The organism is Flavobacterium sp. RHBU_24 (assembly GCF_046613695.1).
Lineage (GTDB): Bacteria > Bacteroidota > Bacteroidia > Flavobacteriales > Flavobacteriaceae > Flavobacterium.
Window position 1 is genome coordinate 26,479 of sequence record NZ_JBKJHD010000010.1, and the last position, 15,794, is coordinate 42,272.

The 15,794-nt window shown below is 44.1% G+C and carries 12 protein-coding genes; 2 read left to right on the forward strand and 10 right to left on the reverse strand.

Annotated elements, in window-relative coordinates; genetic code table 11:
• Position 1: 1 nt before the first annotated feature.
• From ccoG to ACLI09_RS11190, 6 genes are all read right to left on the reverse strand, one after another.
• Positions 2-1,420, reverse strand: a complete 1,419-nt coding sequence (gene ccoG, locus ACLI09_RS11165; RefSeq protein WP_411419707.1) for a cytochrome c oxidase accessory protein CcoG — start codon at positions 1,418-1,420, stop codon at positions 2-4.
• Between the two features lie 5 nt (positions 1,421-1,425).
• On the reverse strand, positions 1,426-2,331 hold the full coding sequence (locus ACLI09_RS11170) for a cbb3-type cytochrome c oxidase N-terminal domain-containing protein (protein ID WP_411419708.1): 906 nt from the start codon (positions 2,329-2,331) through the stop codon (positions 1,426-1,428).
• 12 nt (positions 2,332-2,343) lie between these two features.
• Positions 2,344-2,541: a CcoQ/FixQ family Cbb3-type cytochrome c oxidase assembly chaperone gene (locus tag ACLI09_RS11175; RefSeq protein ID WP_411419709.1), complete on the reverse strand. Its 198-nt coding sequence runs from the start codon at positions 2,539-2,541 to the stop codon at positions 2,344-2,346.
• A gap of 5 nt (positions 2,542-2,546) precedes the next feature.
• Positions 2,547-4,745 carry a cytochrome-c oxidase, cbb3-type subunit I gene (ccoN, locus tag ACLI09_RS11180; RefSeq protein ID WP_411419710.1) on the reverse strand — a complete coding sequence of 733 codons (2,199 nt, stop codon included), beginning with the start codon at positions 4,743-4,745 and terminating at the stop codon, positions 2,547-2,549.
• A gap of 2 nt (positions 4,746-4,747) precedes the next feature.
• Positions 4,748-4,921 carry a cbb3-type cytochrome oxidase assembly protein CcoS gene (gene ccoS / locus ACLI09_RS11185; RefSeq protein WP_411419711.1) on the reverse strand — a complete coding sequence of 58 codons (174 nt, stop codon included), beginning with the start codon at positions 4,919-4,921 and terminating at the stop codon, positions 4,748-4,750.
• A gap of 144 nt (positions 4,922-5,065) precedes the next feature.
• Positions 5,066-7,438, reverse strand: coding sequence for a heavy metal translocating P-type ATPase (locus ACLI09_RS11190; RefSeq protein WP_411419712.1), 2,373 nt, complete (start codon positions 7,436-7,438; stop codon positions 5,066-5,068).
• A 102-nt stretch (positions 7,439-7,540) separates the two neighbouring features.
• On the opposite strand from ACLI09_RS11190, the gene ACLI09_RS11195 reads away from it, so the two are divergent.
• Entirely contained in the window at positions 7,541-8,221 is a 681-nt protein-coding gene (locus ACLI09_RS11195) for a Crp/Fnr family transcriptional regulator (RefSeq protein WP_411419713.1), read from the forward strand.
• A gap of 68 nt (positions 8,222-8,289) precedes the next feature.
• Here ACLI09_RS11195 and ACLI09_RS11200 read toward each other — a convergent pair whose 3' ends face one another.
• The 4 genes from ACLI09_RS11200 to ACLI09_RS11215 all read right to left on the reverse strand — a co-directional run bounded on the left by ACLI09_RS11200 (position 8,290) and on the right by ACLI09_RS11215 (position 15,147).
• Entirely contained in the window at positions 8,290-10,104 is a 1,815-nt protein-coding gene (locus tag ACLI09_RS11200) for a hypothetical protein (RefSeq protein ID WP_411419714.1), read from the reverse strand.
• 240 nt (positions 10,105-10,344) lie between these two features.
• On the reverse strand, positions 10,345-12,360 hold the full coding sequence (locus ACLI09_RS11205; protein ID WP_411419715.1) for a M43 family zinc metalloprotease: 2,016 nt from the start codon (positions 12,358-12,360) through the stop codon (positions 10,345-10,347).
• Between the two features lie 197 nt (positions 12,361-12,557).
• On the reverse strand, positions 12,558-14,018 hold the full coding sequence (locus tag ACLI09_RS11210) for a T9SS type A sorting domain-containing protein (RefSeq protein ID WP_411419716.1): 1,461 nt from the start codon (positions 14,016-14,018) through the stop codon (positions 12,558-12,560).
• 115 nt (positions 14,019-14,133) lie between these two features.
• A complete protein-coding gene (locus ACLI09_RS11215; protein ID WP_411419717.1) occupies positions 14,134-15,147 on the reverse strand; it encodes a hypothetical protein in 1,014 nt (337 codons plus the stop codon).
• Positions 15,148-15,248: 101 nt separating this feature from the next.
• On the opposite strand from ACLI09_RS11215, the gene ACLI09_RS11220 reads away from it, so the two are divergent.
• On the forward strand, positions 15,249-15,764 hold the full coding sequence (locus tag ACLI09_RS11220) for an RNA polymerase sigma factor (protein ID WP_411419718.1): 516 nt from the start codon (positions 15,249-15,251) through the stop codon (positions 15,762-15,764).
• Positions 15,765-15,794: the final 30 nt, after the last annotated feature.

Below are 15,794 nucleotides of genomic sequence, written 5' to 3' on the forward strand. Positions count from 1 at the left end.
TTTAGTTAAAACGCCTTGGGCCTAAAAAGTTGGTAGACTCTGTCTCTATACACCTGTTGCCTTCGTATACTTCAAGTGTTATTGTCGTTTTATCACTTTTAAGCAATGCCGGGTTTATTTCTACAAACAAGGTTCCCTGAACCATACCCTCTCTTGGCACTTTAAAATCAGGCTTACCCACCAGTTTTACCCTACCTTTTATTCCCTTTATTTCAAAGTGTACCCTGTTAAAATCAGCAGACGTTTTGTTTATTATCCTGTAGGTATATACATTACTTATTACCGCCCCTTTATGCTCAAACAGCTGCCCCGGCAGGCGCAGCACCGTAGCCTCAATATCATTACGCAAAAAGAGCATGCCTGTTAATATGCCCGTTAATATTACTAATACCGCAGTGTAACCCTTCATACGGGGAGTAAACACAAACTTCGCTTTTCTTGTTATTTCATCTTCGCTGGCATAACGTATAAGCCCTCCCGGCAACCCTACCTTATCCATTACCGTGTTGCATTCGTCTATACAGGCCGTACAGTTTATACACTCCAGCTGGGTACCGTTGCGTATGTCTATCCCGGTAGGGCATACGGCCACACACAGTTTACAGTCTATGCAATCTCCCTTGCCGCTCAGCAGGCGGTTTTCATTTTTAATTACCTTGCCACGCCCGGCTTCCTTTTCGCCACGCACGTGGTCATAAGCTACAATAATAGATTTATCGTCAAGCAATGCGCCCTGCAGCCTTCCGTAAGGACAGGCAATAATGCATACCTGCTCCCTGAACCACACATATATAAAATAAAATACACCCGTAAAAATAAGCAGTGCTATTAATGTGCCAATATGTTGTTCAGGGCCGTCTGTCACCATCCCTACCAGGGTATCGCTACCGGTAAGGTAGGCCAGAAATAGATTAGCGATGGCAAAAGATATAATAAAAAAAATACTCCACTTTAACAACCGTTTCCTTATTTTCTCGGCGTTCCAGGGCTGGAGGTCAAGCTTTATCTGGGCATTGCGGTCGCCATCTATAAGGTATTCTATCCTACGGAAAACGATCTCCATAAAAATGGTCTGTGGGCATATCCATCCGCAAAAAATGCGGCCAAATACCACGGTAAACAGGGCTATAAATACTACCCCTATAACCATGCACAATACAACGAGGTAAAAATCCTGCGGCCAAAACGGAAACCCAAAAACATTAAACCGGCGTTCCAGCACATTAAACAGCAGTAACTGGTTACCATTAACTTTTATAAAAGGCGCGGCAAAAAGGAACGCCAGTAACACCCAACCGGTAATTTTGCGGTAATTATACCATTTACCATTTGGCTTTTTTGGATATACCCATGCCCTTTTGCCGTCTTCATCTATAGTGCCCAGCCTGTCGCGAAATTCATCATCCGGTGTAGCGCCCATTGTGTCTATTTTGCAGGTTCTGTTTTTTTGGCCGTTTCATCCACCCATATTTCGCCCTGCGGTTCTTTAGGATTTGCCGGGTTTGAGCCTTCTAACGAAAGTATGTAACTCGCTACAACCTGAATTTCAGATGGCTTAAGGGTACCCTTCCAGGCCACCATGCCCTTGCCGTCGCGGCCACCTTTAGTAATTGTGTGAAAAATATTTTTAATCCCACCGCCTAACAGCCAGTATCTATCGGTAAGGTTAGGGCCTATAGCGCCACCGGCATCGGCCCTGTGGCAGGGTATGCAGTTTGCCTGAAATACCGCTTTGCCCGCAGCGAGATCTGCCGGCGTGGTAAGCCGGGTAACCGAACTTTCGTCAATAAGGTCTTTAGCTGTTTTTTTATATTCTTCAACCGCTATTTTAGCTTCGGCCATTTCAGTTTCAAATTCAGCAGCCTGCCCTTTACCATCAAGTATATGGTACCTTACAAGGTATACCAGGGAAAAGATTATGGTAACATAAAAAAGGTTTACCCACCACGGTGGCAATACATTGTCCAGTTCTTTAATACCATCATAATCATGGTCTAACAGTATGGTGCCTTCTTCTTCAATGGGCGTAGTGCGGATAAAAAAACCTTTTAGTTTTTTATACCATTTGCTGTCGCGGTAATCCCAGGCGTCGGCCTCAGCAAGTTGTTTTTTCTGCTCTTCGGTCAGTAGTGCATAGGTAACACGGTCTATAGCCATAACCACTACTTCTATGGCTATCTGTATAAATATGAATACTAAAAGAAACAACGATACCAGCGGATATTTTATAAATGCAGGCCTGTCGCCTGAATCTATAAAGTACTCCAGTGCCATAAACACCATGGCAAATATTACAGGAACCCTTACATATACGGGAATGATTTTTTTCATTGTACTGTATTGTTAAATGAATAAGTTGGTCTCATCTTCATTGCTGTCAGAAAATGGCATTTTGCTCATTTCGTTTATCTTTTCCTTCTTGTAGGTATAGGTCCAGGTATACAGCGCCACAAAAAACAGAAAGAATATTAGCAATGATAGTATAGGGTATATGGCTACCCCGTCTATGGTGTCAAGGTTTTGTTTAAAAAACTTAAGCATATCTTTTATTTTTTAGTATTATCGGTTGCTTCTTTTACTTTTATATCGGTACCCAGGCGCTGCAGGTAGGCAATAAGGGCAACAATTTCGCGGTCATGCATGGCGGTAAACGTTGTACCTGCGGCCGCTGCCTGCCTCATGCTTTGTTCATAGCTTTTTACAAAATCAGGGTCGGTATATAAGCTTTTTTCTATTTTCAGTGCCTGTTCTTTTATAGACTGTGGCGCATTGGCAATATCTTCTTTACTGTACGGTACACCCAGTGCCGCCATAACTTCCATCTTTTTCTTAGTATCTTCATAGTGAGCCGGAGTATTGTCAAACAGCCATTTATATGAAGGCATAATAGAACCCGGCGATACACTCTGCGGATCCCACATGTGGTTAAAGTGCCAGCTGTCGCTATACTTGCTGCCTATCCGCATCAGGTCTGGCCCGGTGCGCTTAGAGCCCCAAAGGAATGGGTGGTCATATACATATTCACCTGATTTAGAGTATTCGCCATAGCGCTCTACCTCACTGCGGAAGGGGCGTATCATCTGGGTATGGCAGCCCACGCAGCCTTCGCGTATATACAAGTCCCGTCCTTCAAGCTCAAGGGGAGTATAGGGCTTTACGGTAGATATAGTAGGTATGTTGCTCTTAACCATAAGGGTAGGCACTATTTGTATAATACCACCTATAAGCACCGCAATAGTTGCCAGTATAGTAAGTTGTATGGGCCTGCGCTCCAGCCACGGGTGGAATTTTTCGCCCTTAAGCCTTTTAGTGCTGATGCGTTGTAGCGCCGGCGCCTGTGCCAGCTCATCTTCAACTTTCTGGCCCTGGCGGATGGTTTGTATAATGTTGTATACCAGCACAGACATACCTATCAGGTATAGCGTTCCGCCTATGGCGCGCATCCAGTACATGGGCATTATCTCTTTTACCGTTTCCAGGAAGTTTCCATACTTAAGCGTACCGTCCGGGTTAAACTGTTTCCACATAGATGCCTGTGTAAAACCGGCAACATACATGGGCAGGGTGTACATAATGATTCCCAGCGTGCCTATCCAGAAATGGAAGTTGGCTAACTTTGTAGAGAACAGGGTAGTCTTGGTCATCCTGGGTATTAGCCAGTAAATCATGCCAAAGGTTAAAAAGCCGTTCCATGCCAGTGCGCCCACGTGCACGTGCGCCACAATCCAGTCGGTAAAGTGGGCAATTGCGTTTACATTTTTAAGCGCGAGCATAGGGCCCTCAAACGTTGCCATACCATAGCCGGTAATGGCAACCACAAAAAATTTGAGAACCGGTTCTGTCCGCACCTTATCCCATGCGCCGCGCAGAGTAAGCAGGCCGTTTATCATACCGCCCCATGATGGCGCGATAAGCATGATAGAAAATACCACGCCAAGGTTTTGCGCCCAGTCGGGCAACGCGGTATATAATAAGTGGTGGGGTCCCGCCCATATATAAATGAATATTAAACTCCAAAAGTGTATGATAGACAGCCTGTATGAATATACCGGGCGGTTAGCGGCCTTGGGTACAAAATAGTACATAAGCCCTAAAAACGGCGTGGTTAAGAAGAAGGCCACCGCATTATGGCCGTACCACCACTGCACCAGCGCATCCTGTACCCCGGCATAGGCAGAGTAGCTTTTCATGGCGCTTACCGGAAGGGCCAGGCTGTTAAATATATGCAGTATGGCCACTGTAATAAATGTGGCCAGATAAAACCATATGGCTACATACAGGTGGCGCTCCCTCCGTTTTAAAATGGTGCCTATCAGGTTGATGCCAAAAACCACCCATACCAATGCTATGGCTATGTCTATGGGCCACTCCAGCTCGGCATACTCTTTTGATGAAGTGTAGCCCAGAGGCAGCGATATGGCGGCGGCAACTATAATAAGCTGCCAGCACCAAAAGTTGATGTTGCTGAGCACATCGCTAAACATACGGGCCTTAAGCAGACGCTGCATTGAGTAATATATACCCGCAAAAGTAGCATTGCCCACGAAAGCAAAAATTACCGCATTAGTATGCAATGGCCTGAGCCTGCCGTAGCTAAGCCAAGAAATACCATCGGTCAAGCCCGGCAAAAGGTACATACAGGCTATTACCAGCCCTACAAGCATTCCTACAGCACCCCACAATATGGTTGCATACAGAAACTTTTTTACTATTTTATTATCGTAATAAAATTGTTGCATCTCCATGGTTAGTCCTTGTTAGATTTTGTATCGTTTTGTTTGGTTTCGTCGTCAAAAAGCATCCTGACTGATGGTGTATAATCATCGTCAAACTGACCTTGTTTTACAGCTTTTATAAAGGCGTATAAAAACAGCAGCGCAACGATGATACTAATGGTGATTAATAAATAAATAACGCTCATACTTCTTAAATTTATGTTAACAAATTTAGGTTTGGCAGTGTAGATAAAATATGATATTTGTCATGGTTAAGAACTATTTTAAGCAGTTGAACTACTTAGTTCAGGAGGCTTCCACCAGCTCAGGCCGCTCAGCAGCCAAGCGGCTCAGTAGCTCCTTCTCGAAAAATAATTACTCATAAGCGTTACAAAACTTATAATTGTAACTGTACTTAACGGCATGATAATAGCCGCCACAAGAGGCTCAAGTTTTCCGGTAACGGCAAACGACAGGCCCACCACATTATACAGCAGCGAGAGCGTGAAGCTCATCTTGATGGTGCGGATTGTATTTTTAGAGAACCTGAGGAACCAGCCCAGCTTTTTAAATTGTGAGGCATCCAGTATACCGTCGCAGGCCGGTGAAAATACATTTATGTCCTCTGATATGGATATGCCTACATTGCTTTGCGCCAGCGCACCTGCATCGTTAAGGCCATCGCCCACCATCATCACGTTTTTACCCTGTTGTTGCAATTTTTCAATAAACGCCAGTTTTTGTTCGGGTTTCTGGTTAAAAACAAGCTCGGTACCCGGCGGCACTATGCTTTGCAATAGTGTACGCTCGCCCTCATTATCGCCTGAAAGTATTTTTATTGTGTAGCTTCTGCTTATTTGGGCAAACAGGGCAGCAAGGCCTTCCCTGTACTGGTTATTAAAAATATACCTGCCCAGGTAATTGCGGTTTATGGTTATGTATACACTGGTGTGCAATGTGGTATCAGGAGTCTCCCCTACAAAGACAGCCGACCCTATTTTTATGCTGAACCCATCTATAACGCCCTGTAGGCCTTTGCCCGAAATTTCTTTAAAATCATCTACAGGCAGCAGCGCAGCATCGGGTAAAAAATCATATAGCCGCCTGCTCAGCGGGTGGTTAGAGCCCCGCAGCAACGACTTTATAAAGGACATTTGCTTACTGTCTATCGGCATACCTTCATAGTCAATTTCTGATTTTTTGTTAGTTGTAATCGTGCCTGTTTTATCAAAAACTATGGTGTCTACCTTAGCCATCTGTTCTATAACCGTGGCGTTTTTAAGGTACAGCTTACGTTTGCCCATTATTCGCAGTACATTGCCCAGTGTAAAAGGCGCGCTTAGGGCAAGGGCACATGGGCATGCTACTATCAGCACCGCCGTAAACACATTAAAAGCCGTTGTAACATCTATAAATACCCAGATGACGAACGATACCAGGGCTACCAGTAACAGCAATGGTGTAAAGTAGCGGCTTATTGTATCGGTAAGGGTCTTGTAGCCGCGGGCAGCTTTTTTGGCAAATACTTCATTGCTCCACAACTGGGTAAGATAACTTTGCGATACAGTGTTCAGCACTTCCATCTCTGCTACACTGCCCATTTGCCGCCCGCCCGCATATATTTTATCGCCCTCCTTTTTTGTTATCGGCTCGGCTTCCCCGGTTACAAAACTGTAGTCTATACTGCTGCTTCCGCTTATTAATATGCCGTCTACAGGAATAAGTTCGCTATTGCGGATAAGCAGCCTGTCGCCTGCCACTACATCATACACAGGGACAGCAACCTCAGTACCGCCTGTGATTTTTGTAACCGCTATCGGGAAATATGATTTAAAGTCCCTCTCAAACGACAGGAAATTGTAGGTTTTTTGCTGAAATAGCTTACCCAGCAACATGAAGAATACCAGGCCGGTAAGACTATCAAAAAACCCCTGCCCGTAGCCAAAAACAATATCTGCAGTGCTGCGCACAAACATTACCACTATACCCAGTGCTATAGGAATGTCTATGGTAAGCAGCCCTGCCCGTATGCTTTTAAATGCCGATACATAATATCCACTGGCCGAATATAAAAAAGACGGCAGCGCAAGGGCAAAAACCAGCCAACGGAAGAAACCACGGTAGTTATTTAGCCAAAAATCGTTCTCCTCAAAATATTCCGGGAACGAAAGGAGCATAATGTTGCCAAAGCAAAAAAAGGCCACCCCAAGCTTGTAAAGTAACGAACGGTCGGCCGGTTTTTTCGTGTTGTTATAATTATCAAGGCTTATATAGGGCTCATAACCAATGGAACTTATCAACAGTACTACCTCCTTAAGCGAAACCACATCGGGATTGAAAATAATGCGGACTTTTTTTTCATGGAAGTTAACCTGCGAACTAACTATACCGCCATTAAGCCTGTTGAGGTTCTCTAATATCCAAACACAACTGCTGCAATGGATGTGAGGGACATAAAGGGATACAATGTGCGTACCTTGTTCGTTAAAATCAAGAAGGCGGTTTGCAATATCGGCATTATCCAAAAAGTCAAATTTTCTGCCGCTGTAAGCGGGGGTGCTGCCCGGAGACTTCTCAAAACTATAGTAATCAGTTAATCCGTTACGGCTGAAAATTTCATATACAGTTTTGCAGCCACTACAGCAAAAAATTTTCTCATCAAAGGTTATCTCCTGCTTTTTTTCTACGCCTAACCCGCAGTGAAAACAATATTGTGTGCTCATACGCTACTCATTTACCTGGTACAAAATTGGCACCGGTACAAAAAATAAACTATGATATTTATCATACAAAGTTGTAAATTTGCTGTACAATAAGGTATAACAATGAGCAAGTGTGAACAATGCATAGTAAGGGAATTCAGTTCGTTAAAAGCACTGAATAAAGATGAGTTGCTCAGGATAGCCGACTGTAAATCATCGTATACTATTAAAAAAGGTGAGCCCATTTTTACCGAAGGCGAAAATGTGAACGGCATTTTTTGTATAAAGGATGGTATATGCAAGCTTACCAAACTTAGCGCTAACGGCAATGACCAGGTAATAAAGCTTATTACGAAAGGCGAACTGCTGGGCCAGCGGTCCATGATTAGCGAAGAACCTGTAAACCTTAGCGCCATTGCGCTGGAAGATATGGAGGTGTGTTTTATACCTAAAGCGGAAATAATGGGGTTCTTTAACCAAAACAACAAATTTTCTATGGACGTTATGAAATCCATTTGTGGCGACCTTAGAGAAGCCGATGACCACCTTGTTGCAATGGCACAAAAATCGGTAAGGCAACGCCTGGCAGAAACGCTGCTGTACCTTAATGATACCTTTGGCACCAATAGCGATAACAGCCTTAAAGTAAAGCTCTCCCGCGAAGAGCTTGCCGGTATGGTAGGCACGGCCACCGAGAGCTGCATCCGGTTACTGTCTGAATTTAATAAGCTGGGGGTAATAGCACTATCCGGCAAAAAAATTACGATTTTGGATGCCGTTAAGTTATCAAGGCTCATTAATTAAAAGGGTTAGCCACAAATACAGTTAGTTATAATTTAGCTTTGGGCAGTACTGTAGCTGTAGCTGACAATTTAAACCAAAACCTGCTCAGGCAGGATAATGCTTTCTAATGCATCTTTATAATATTCCAGCTTATCCAGGATATCTTGCCTGCCTTTTTCAAAAAAATTGTTGTTAGCAAAAAGGTTGTTATAATACGCAATTCCTTCAAACAGGTTGGCCCTAAATGCAGCCCATTTTTTTAACCGGGCTTTACTAATTTCCTGTGCCGTATCATTTACTTCTTTTGCAAAATAATCAACATACAACTGTAATTCTTTTATGAAAAGGTTCGGCCGGTAACCCTTTGCTAAAACAGACGTATATCCATATATATGCCGCACCATATCTTTAAGCGAAACCTCTTTATCAAAATAGGCCAGGTTAGGCCCGGGGCAAATTACCACACCCTGAGCTTCGCCTTTTATGGGTATTTCATTTTCCAGGTAAGCCGTATTGGCAAGGCCTACGCACAGGCATGATTTTACCGTTATGGCTTCCTGCTTTTGTTTAAATTCCTGAGCACTTATACTGTCTCTATAAAGCTCGAGTTCGCCCAGTTTTAGCTGCTGGTATTTGCGTGATGCGGTACAAATACCCTGGTCATCATATTCAGTGCTTAGTGCCAAAAGCTTTTTAGGGCAGGAGCTGCCGGCTTTGTTATGGGCAATACGCGAGTTTTTAATGTGCTCGTTTGTGGTACCTGTAACGGTGTTAAATGGTATGCCCAATGGCGAAATTGCACTTCGGTAAAAATGCGCTTCGGTAGCAGTTGCCAACAGGGTACGGGTTACCGCATCGGTAGCGGTAGCCTGTGGCACCAGCAAAAAAGGCGAGCCCCAGCCCACCGCATCTGTATTATATTGCTGTAGCAAAAACTCATGCTCCCCGGCGGTGCCTACCCCACCCTGTACTGTAATTTTAACCGTTAAAGGCTTCTCAGGGAAAGGCATTTCTTTTAACGTAAGCGCTTTAACCATCAGTTGATGTGTAGTAGTTACAAGTTCGGCCTTACGGTGTTTAAACTCCTCCAGTATTGGCCCAAGCAGCAGGCCATCGGTAGCAAAGGCATGCCCGCCACAGTTAAGGCCCGATTCTATACGGTACTCGCTTACCCAAACGCCTTTTTTTGCCAAGAAACTTCCCTGTACCAAAGCTGACCTGAAATCGCTTACCTTGAGTGTTACCTTTTTTTTAAGCTGGCTGTTTGTGTCCGGCAAAAAGTCACTGAACTCGCCAATATAGTTGTATAAAGAAGGGTTCATGCCTGCCGAGAGTACTAATGAGGAACTGAGGTTGCTGTTTGCAAAACCGCGAAGGGCGGCATGGGCATCGTTAAACTCGGCAGGCAGGGCACTGTTTTTAGCATAATTAGCCCTGTCTACCTTAGTCATTATATTTACATCTATAGCACCGGGATGCAGGTGCTTTGCTACAAAACTGCGTATTTCTCCCGCCTTGTCAAAAGGGCTTGCAGCATAAAATTGCAGTGCCTGTTTAACTGCTGAAGCCTGTGGCAGCATGGCTATAAAATCATATAACGCCTGCCTGTTTGTAGCCAGTTCGTTACAAAATTCCCTGTATTTCCGCTTTACGATATTATCTACTAAATTGAGGTAAGAGGTTATACGCTCTGCCCGGTAGTCATGCATTTTTTTAGTAACTTCCCTGTAAGGGAGGCCAAATTTTTTGCTGTAAAACGCATTCATCTTTTCCATAAGTTCGTCATCTACGATAGAAATGACAGAGTCAATGCCGTAGTGTGCCACTCGGATAGGGCTGTCTATAGTGTACGCAAGTCCCATTACGGGGATATGAAATGTGTGCAGGGGTTCAGGTGGCGTCATAGTGCAAAATTTATCTGCAAATATTAAATATATGAGGGTATTAAAAACTGATAAATATCATGTAATTACTTTTTTTAAATCAAAGAGTGTATGCAGGGCTTTATGAAGTTTAAATGGTTTCCAAACAAAAAGGCCGGCATGAAATCATACCGGCCCCCAATTAACATAAACCAACCAAAATCCAAAATTGATGTGCTGCTTTTAACAAGCAGTACGCTTTTATACTTTTTATTTCTTACACTATTTTTTTATAAATGGTAATATATTATATTCTTTACCGTCACTTATTTTAATATAATACATACCCTGAGAGAGGCCGCTTATATCAATAGTGGGCTGACTTGTTATTTCAGAACTTTCAATTACCTGGCCCAGGCTGTTAAAAATGGTATAAGCATCAGGCGAAAGGCTTTTAGGTATATTGATAGTAATAGCAGTAGCCGACGGTACCGGATATAATGTTATACCCTGCAAACCGGGCACCTCATGGCTGGCAAGTGCGAGGTTAGCCGCGAACGATATTGAGTCGCTGTCTCCAAAAGCGCCGCCCTGCCCTATAATATTTTCGCCGGCTGACAGATGGTAATACCCCTGGCCAAACATCCCTACAAGGCCGTTGCCGCCGCCGTCTTCTATCGTAAAGGTGTAGCACTGGTTAGCTGCGAGGGCTACTGTAGACGTATGCACCGGCGTTTCGGCATTAGGATTCATAATGTCCTGGTATGGGCCGCCGGATGCCACTACTGCGCCTGATGAGTTAGTAAGCTCCCAAGTTGTTTCGCTGCCAAAAACATCCTGCTTTACATCAATAGTAACCTCCGTAATATCAAGGTTAAGCGCTATTTTAAACGCATACGACCTGATGTTGTTAAAATTGCTTTCATCAGCGCCACCGTTAACAGTGGCTAACGCTGCATGCAATACGTGCGGGCCCGGTGCAGCGCTTAAAACCGGCAAGGTTATACTGCTGTCCTGCCCATGCTGCAGGGTGCCGGTCCAGTTGTATGCTACGGCAGGCTGGTTGTCTATATAATAGTTTATGGTAGCCGAAGTTAGTGGCTGCGTGCCCGCATTAAACAACCGCAATGCCGGTGCAAACGTGTTGCTACAGGTTACAACCTCAACGTCATCTATATGCAACGAGCCGTCATTTTGATGCTCTTCTGCCGGTGTACACGCCATAGATGTGGTTAACGAGGCACGCCTTGGCGAATTTTCCAGCACTGCCATAATCCTGTATTTCTGGTCGGTGGTAAAAATGTTCATACAGCCCTCACTGGAGTAGTCCATATAATTTTCTACCATATCAAGCCCAGGGCTGTCCGGGCATGTATCTTGTCCGTCGGGGCAGGTTCCTTCGGTAGCCGATGCGGCTTCGGGCGTGTCGGCACAAAAGTCATCCATAGTACAGTCGCCGTCGCCCCAAATATGCCTTAAGCCAAAAAAGTGGCCTATTTCATGCGATGCCGTACGCCCCCTTACATCAGCAGAATCATACGTGCCCTGTGGATATATTTCAGGGCTTCCAAAATATTTATGGCCTATAACCACACCGCTCAGGCCCGCAACATCCTGCTCGCCATCCATGCCTTCAAGGCCGGAGGCCGAAGGAAATTGCGCATACCCTTTTATCCCGGGCATCTGCATGCCAAAAATTTCAAAAGTAATATCACTTACTACCCATATATTCATGTAGATATTGGGGTCCCATTGCGTTTGTGGCTTTAAAGTTTGTTCTATAGTGTTTACATCCCATGATGTATTACTAAAGTTATGGCGCACTATACCGCTTGTGGCGATACCATCAGGATCACGCTGGGCGAGGCAGAACCTTACCCCTGTATCTGCACCCACAGGATTTTCATTAAAGCCCGGTGTACCGGCCATTTTGCCGTAATCCTGGTTCAATACGGTAATTTGCGACAGTACCTGGGCATCGCTAATGTTTTCTCCGGATCCTACGGCGTCGCCATTATGGATAACATGTACCACCACCGGAATCGAAAAAATATCATTTGTGTTTTGTGCTGACCTTTTTGTGTTACGGTTTTTTATCGCGGCTACCTTAGGGGCAAGCCAGGTTTCAAAACCCTCGGTAGTGGCACGCCCCTGATGATTTTTTTGCAATATTGCCTCATACTCTGATGTGCCGCAAAAAACTGTTTTCTTTGCGCTCTTCGCCTCCTGGCCAAAGTTCTTTAAGGGCAGCCCTATTATGCATGCTGCCCATAATAATTGTACTACTCTCTTTCTCATGGGGATAATTTATTGTTCGTTTTATATGTTGCTGCACTTTTTAATTTATAATGGTTTTTTTGGCTTGTAGGCCAACCTATTTTAAGGTAATTGCTTATGCATTGTGACAAAAAAAAAGGACGTAGCATCCCGCCGGGCTACAAAAAGATGTAGCCCTTAAGGAGCACACACTGCAATAAAACTTAGTTAGTTACCTTTTAGTTGAGTATTATTTTCTCGGTTTTAGTAGCATTGCTATCGCTAATGCGGGCTATATAAAGGCCTTTTTGCAACGAAGAAAGGTTTATAGGAGTACCTTGTTCTATGCCCGTGCCGGTATATACTATTTTACCTGATATATCTGTTATAACTATAGCCGCCCTTTCAATACCTGCAAAAGTTATGATACCTTTTGAAGGATTTGGGAAAAGCGAAAACTGTTGCACCTGCTGGTTAGGGGCAGCAAGCAGGCCGGTTGATTTAAAGGCAGATGGCGTTATAAGCTCGTCCTTAAACCTTCCTGATTTATCAAATATAATTTCGCTGCCAGACATTATTTTCATACCTGTAGGTTCGTTACTTCCAGTCCATCCGTCACCCCAGGCATCGTACATTTCAACTGTGTAACAGTCAGATGTGTTTCCCGGCAGCTGTATTTCATGTGTTTTGGTAACATTGGCGTCAGGGCCTCCGTAGCCAAAATCGTCTTCGGTGCCCACAATATATGGCCCACCCGTTGCCACAACGGTACCTTCGCTATCTTTTATAGCCCACGAAATATCGCCGGGATAAAAATCAGTTTTTACCAGTACTGTAATATTATTATCAGATTCAGGCGCCAGGCCCAATGAAAAAGAGGTTGTTGTAGCTGTAGCATTTAATGGTACGCTACTGTTAATAGATGCAACCTTAACGGTATAATCCTGGCCTGTTGCTATGGCAACGGGGTCAAAAGTTATTTCTTCCTCACTAAATGTACTTACGCTCCCGGTAAAGTTTTTGGTAGCCACCACTGTTTCTCCATCCAAAAGGTTTAGCGTAGCTGCCGTAAGGGTTTCGGTACCATAGTTTGTAAGATGTACAACCGGTGCAGCCTGGCCCTCCTCACACAATAAAAAATCATCAACTTTGGGGCGGGCATTTTTTTGTATACCCTGGGAGGTGCCACAACCTTCTGAAACTACATCTATAAGGTCCTGTGCGTCAGACGGGGTGAGTTCCGTTACAACACCGGTAGGGCATATCATAAAAACAGCAGGGAAGTACAGGTCTTCAAATAGATCCGCTACTTCATGGTCGTTTATAACCGGGTAAGGAGTGCCTTCTACCCAGTTGCCCTGTGTATAATTTTCCGGGCAGTCGCCAAACAGGCAGTTAACACCCGTGTCGCTGTCTCCTTCAATAAAAAGGATTACTACTTCGCCCGTGCCCCCCTGGCCCAGCGAATAGTGAAGCCCCTTAAACGTACCGCTGTTATGCAGGTTCCAGCACGGGCCACACCAGGTGGCCGAAATGTCTAAAACAACTGTTTTACCCTGGGCAAGGTAATTTGATAGCGTATGGGTAACGCCAAAAACATCGGTTACAGTAAAATCGGGCGCAATCTCGCCGTCTTCAATTTGCGCATGGGTGGTAAGCATGGTTAAAAAACATGCTGCTGCGAATAATAGTTTCTTCATATTAGTATTAATTTTCATGTTAATCAATTGATTTTTATAAATAAAAAAAGCAATAAGTATCCTGCCGGAACCCCAACTGCTGGGGCCCGCGCATTATTTCCAATATGTTTTTATCTTAGTTTTTAGTCAGGGTAAGATACCGTTCTGGTTCGGTGCCGGTACTGTCTATATGAAGTACAATTTCAGTATCTGTAAGGCCTGTTACCGTCCAGGCCTGCATGGGTCCGATAGCAGCCAAAGCAGGATCTATAAATGCCAGCCCTAACTTTGTTTGACCATCAATTTCGTTTACAGCCCATATGCCAAAACTCGGAGTGCCAGCATTCACCGCTATAGTATTATCATTTGCAAAAGTAAAACCATAGCCTTGGTAATCAGAAGTTTGATCTGTAATGCTAAAATAGTACGATACATACCATGTATCCTGCACAAGCACCTCCTCTAAAACCACCGGTGGGGATACAGCACTACCACATTGAGGGGCGTACATATCTATTTGTTGTTCAAGCGCCTGGTTATCGGCTGCTGCTACTGCACCGGCATCGGGAACATTAAATACTACCGGATAATCAAACACCACGGCATCATAGGTTTCAAGGGTGTTTAAAAAACCGTAGAGGGCTTCCTTAGTACTTATATCAAACGATTCGGCAAGCTGGTAACTACTGTTATACGTTTTAATACCCACCGGATAGGTAAAATCCATACACGATAGCTCTGTAGATTCAGTACAGTTGCTAACCGCCGCATCAAACTGTGCCTGTGTGTTTAGGGTGGCCTCAGTATAGTCCGCATAGGTTACCGTTACTGGAAACTGCAGGGTAACCACATCGGCATTACTGCCGTTTGCATTCAGTATGCTATATACTTCGGCATAATCCGCCTCAGAGGTTAGGTTTACCTGCTGCCCGTTAGCCACCACCGTATATGGAAACTGCACTGCAAAACAACCGGAACCATCTATAAAATTATCTACTGTGGTGGGGCTTTGCAGCACCCTAAGCAATTTGCCTTTGAGTGCTGAATTAGTTACAAGATTATCCTGGGGCACATTGCTTACAGCCGTCTCTTCGGTTTCGCAGGACAGGGTTAAAAAGCATGTGGCGATTAAAATTAGCAGTCGTTTCATTAAAATGGGACTTTATGACTAAGAGACAAAAAAAAATGACACTACCCTACCATCCATCGTATTTTTTTTTAACTTCACGCCGAAATTAATGCACATTATCTATGAAAAAGCCTGAAATACAAGACATTTGCAATAAGCTCATCTTTTCGGCTTTTTTTAAGGCACAGGCGCAAACGCTCCGCAATTACATCTACTATAAGTTTGGTGATAAGGATTTGGCCGAAGATATTACCCAGGATGCCTTTATAAAATTATGGCAACACTGTGCTGAGGTGCGCAACCCAAAATCGTTTGTTTATACGGTTGCAAAAAATAACGCGCTAAACCACACTGCCTATAAAAAAGTGGTTTTAAACTATGCTGCAAATAATGCTTCTACAGCTTTAGACAACCAAAACCCGGAATACCTGCTTGAAGAAAAAGAATTCCGCCGGAAGTTTGATGCTGCAATCGCCTCACTAACTGAGGCACAGCGCACAGCATTACTACTTAACAGGGTAGAGGGAAAAAAATATAAGGAAATTGCCGAAATGCTGGGTATTAGTGTAAAAGCGGTAGAAAAGCGCATACACGGGGCATTAATAGCAATGAGTGAAAAAATAGAAAATTTCAGGTAGGGTTTAAGCCTACATCTTTGTCAAATTAAA

Bases quoted from the DNA above. Each gene is read 5' to 3' on its own strand.
- ccoG (WP_411419707.1), bottom strand. From the start codon at position 1,420: ATGGGCGCTACACCGGATGATGAATTTCGCGACAGGCTGGGCACTATA.
- ACLI09_RS11170 (WP_411419708.1), bottom strand. From the start codon at position 2,331: ATGAAAAAAATCATTCCCGTATATGTAAGGGTTCCTGTAATATTTGCC.
- ACLI09_RS11175 (WP_411419709.1), bottom strand. From the start codon at position 2,541: ATGCTTAAGTTTTTTAAACAAAACCTTGACACCATAGACGGGGTAGCC.
- ccoN (WP_411419710.1), bottom strand. From the start codon at position 4,745: ATGGAGATGCAACAATTTTATTACGATAATAAAATAGTAAAAAAGTTT.
- ccoS (WP_411419711.1), bottom strand. From the start codon at position 4,921: ATGAGCGTTATTTATTTATTAATCACCATTAGTATCATCGTTGCGCTG.
- ACLI09_RS11190 (WP_411419712.1), bottom strand. From the start codon at position 7,438: ATGAGCACACAATATTGTTTTCACTGCGGGTTAGGCGTAGAAAAAAAG.
- ACLI09_RS11195 (WP_411419713.1), top strand. From the start codon at position 7,541: ATGAGCAAGTGTGAACAATGCATAGTAAGGGAATTCAGTTCGTTAAAA.
- ACLI09_RS11200 (WP_411419714.1), bottom strand. From the start codon at position 10,104: ATGACGCCACCTGAACCCCTGCACACATTTCATATCCCCGTAATGGGA.
- ACLI09_RS11205 (WP_411419715.1), bottom strand. From the start codon at position 12,360: ATGAGAAAGAGAGTAGTACAATTATTATGGGCAGCATGCATAATAGGG.
- ACLI09_RS11210 (WP_411419716.1), bottom strand. From the start codon at position 14,018: ATGAAGAAACTATTATTCGCAGCAGCATGTTTTTTAACCATGCTTACC.
- ACLI09_RS11215 (WP_411419717.1), bottom strand. From the start codon at position 15,147: ATGAAACGACTGCTAATTTTAATCGCCACATGCTTTTTAACCCTGTCC.
- ACLI09_RS11220 (WP_411419718.1), top strand. From the start codon at position 15,249: ATGAAAAAGCCTGAAATACAAGACATTTGCAATAAGCTCATCTTTTCG.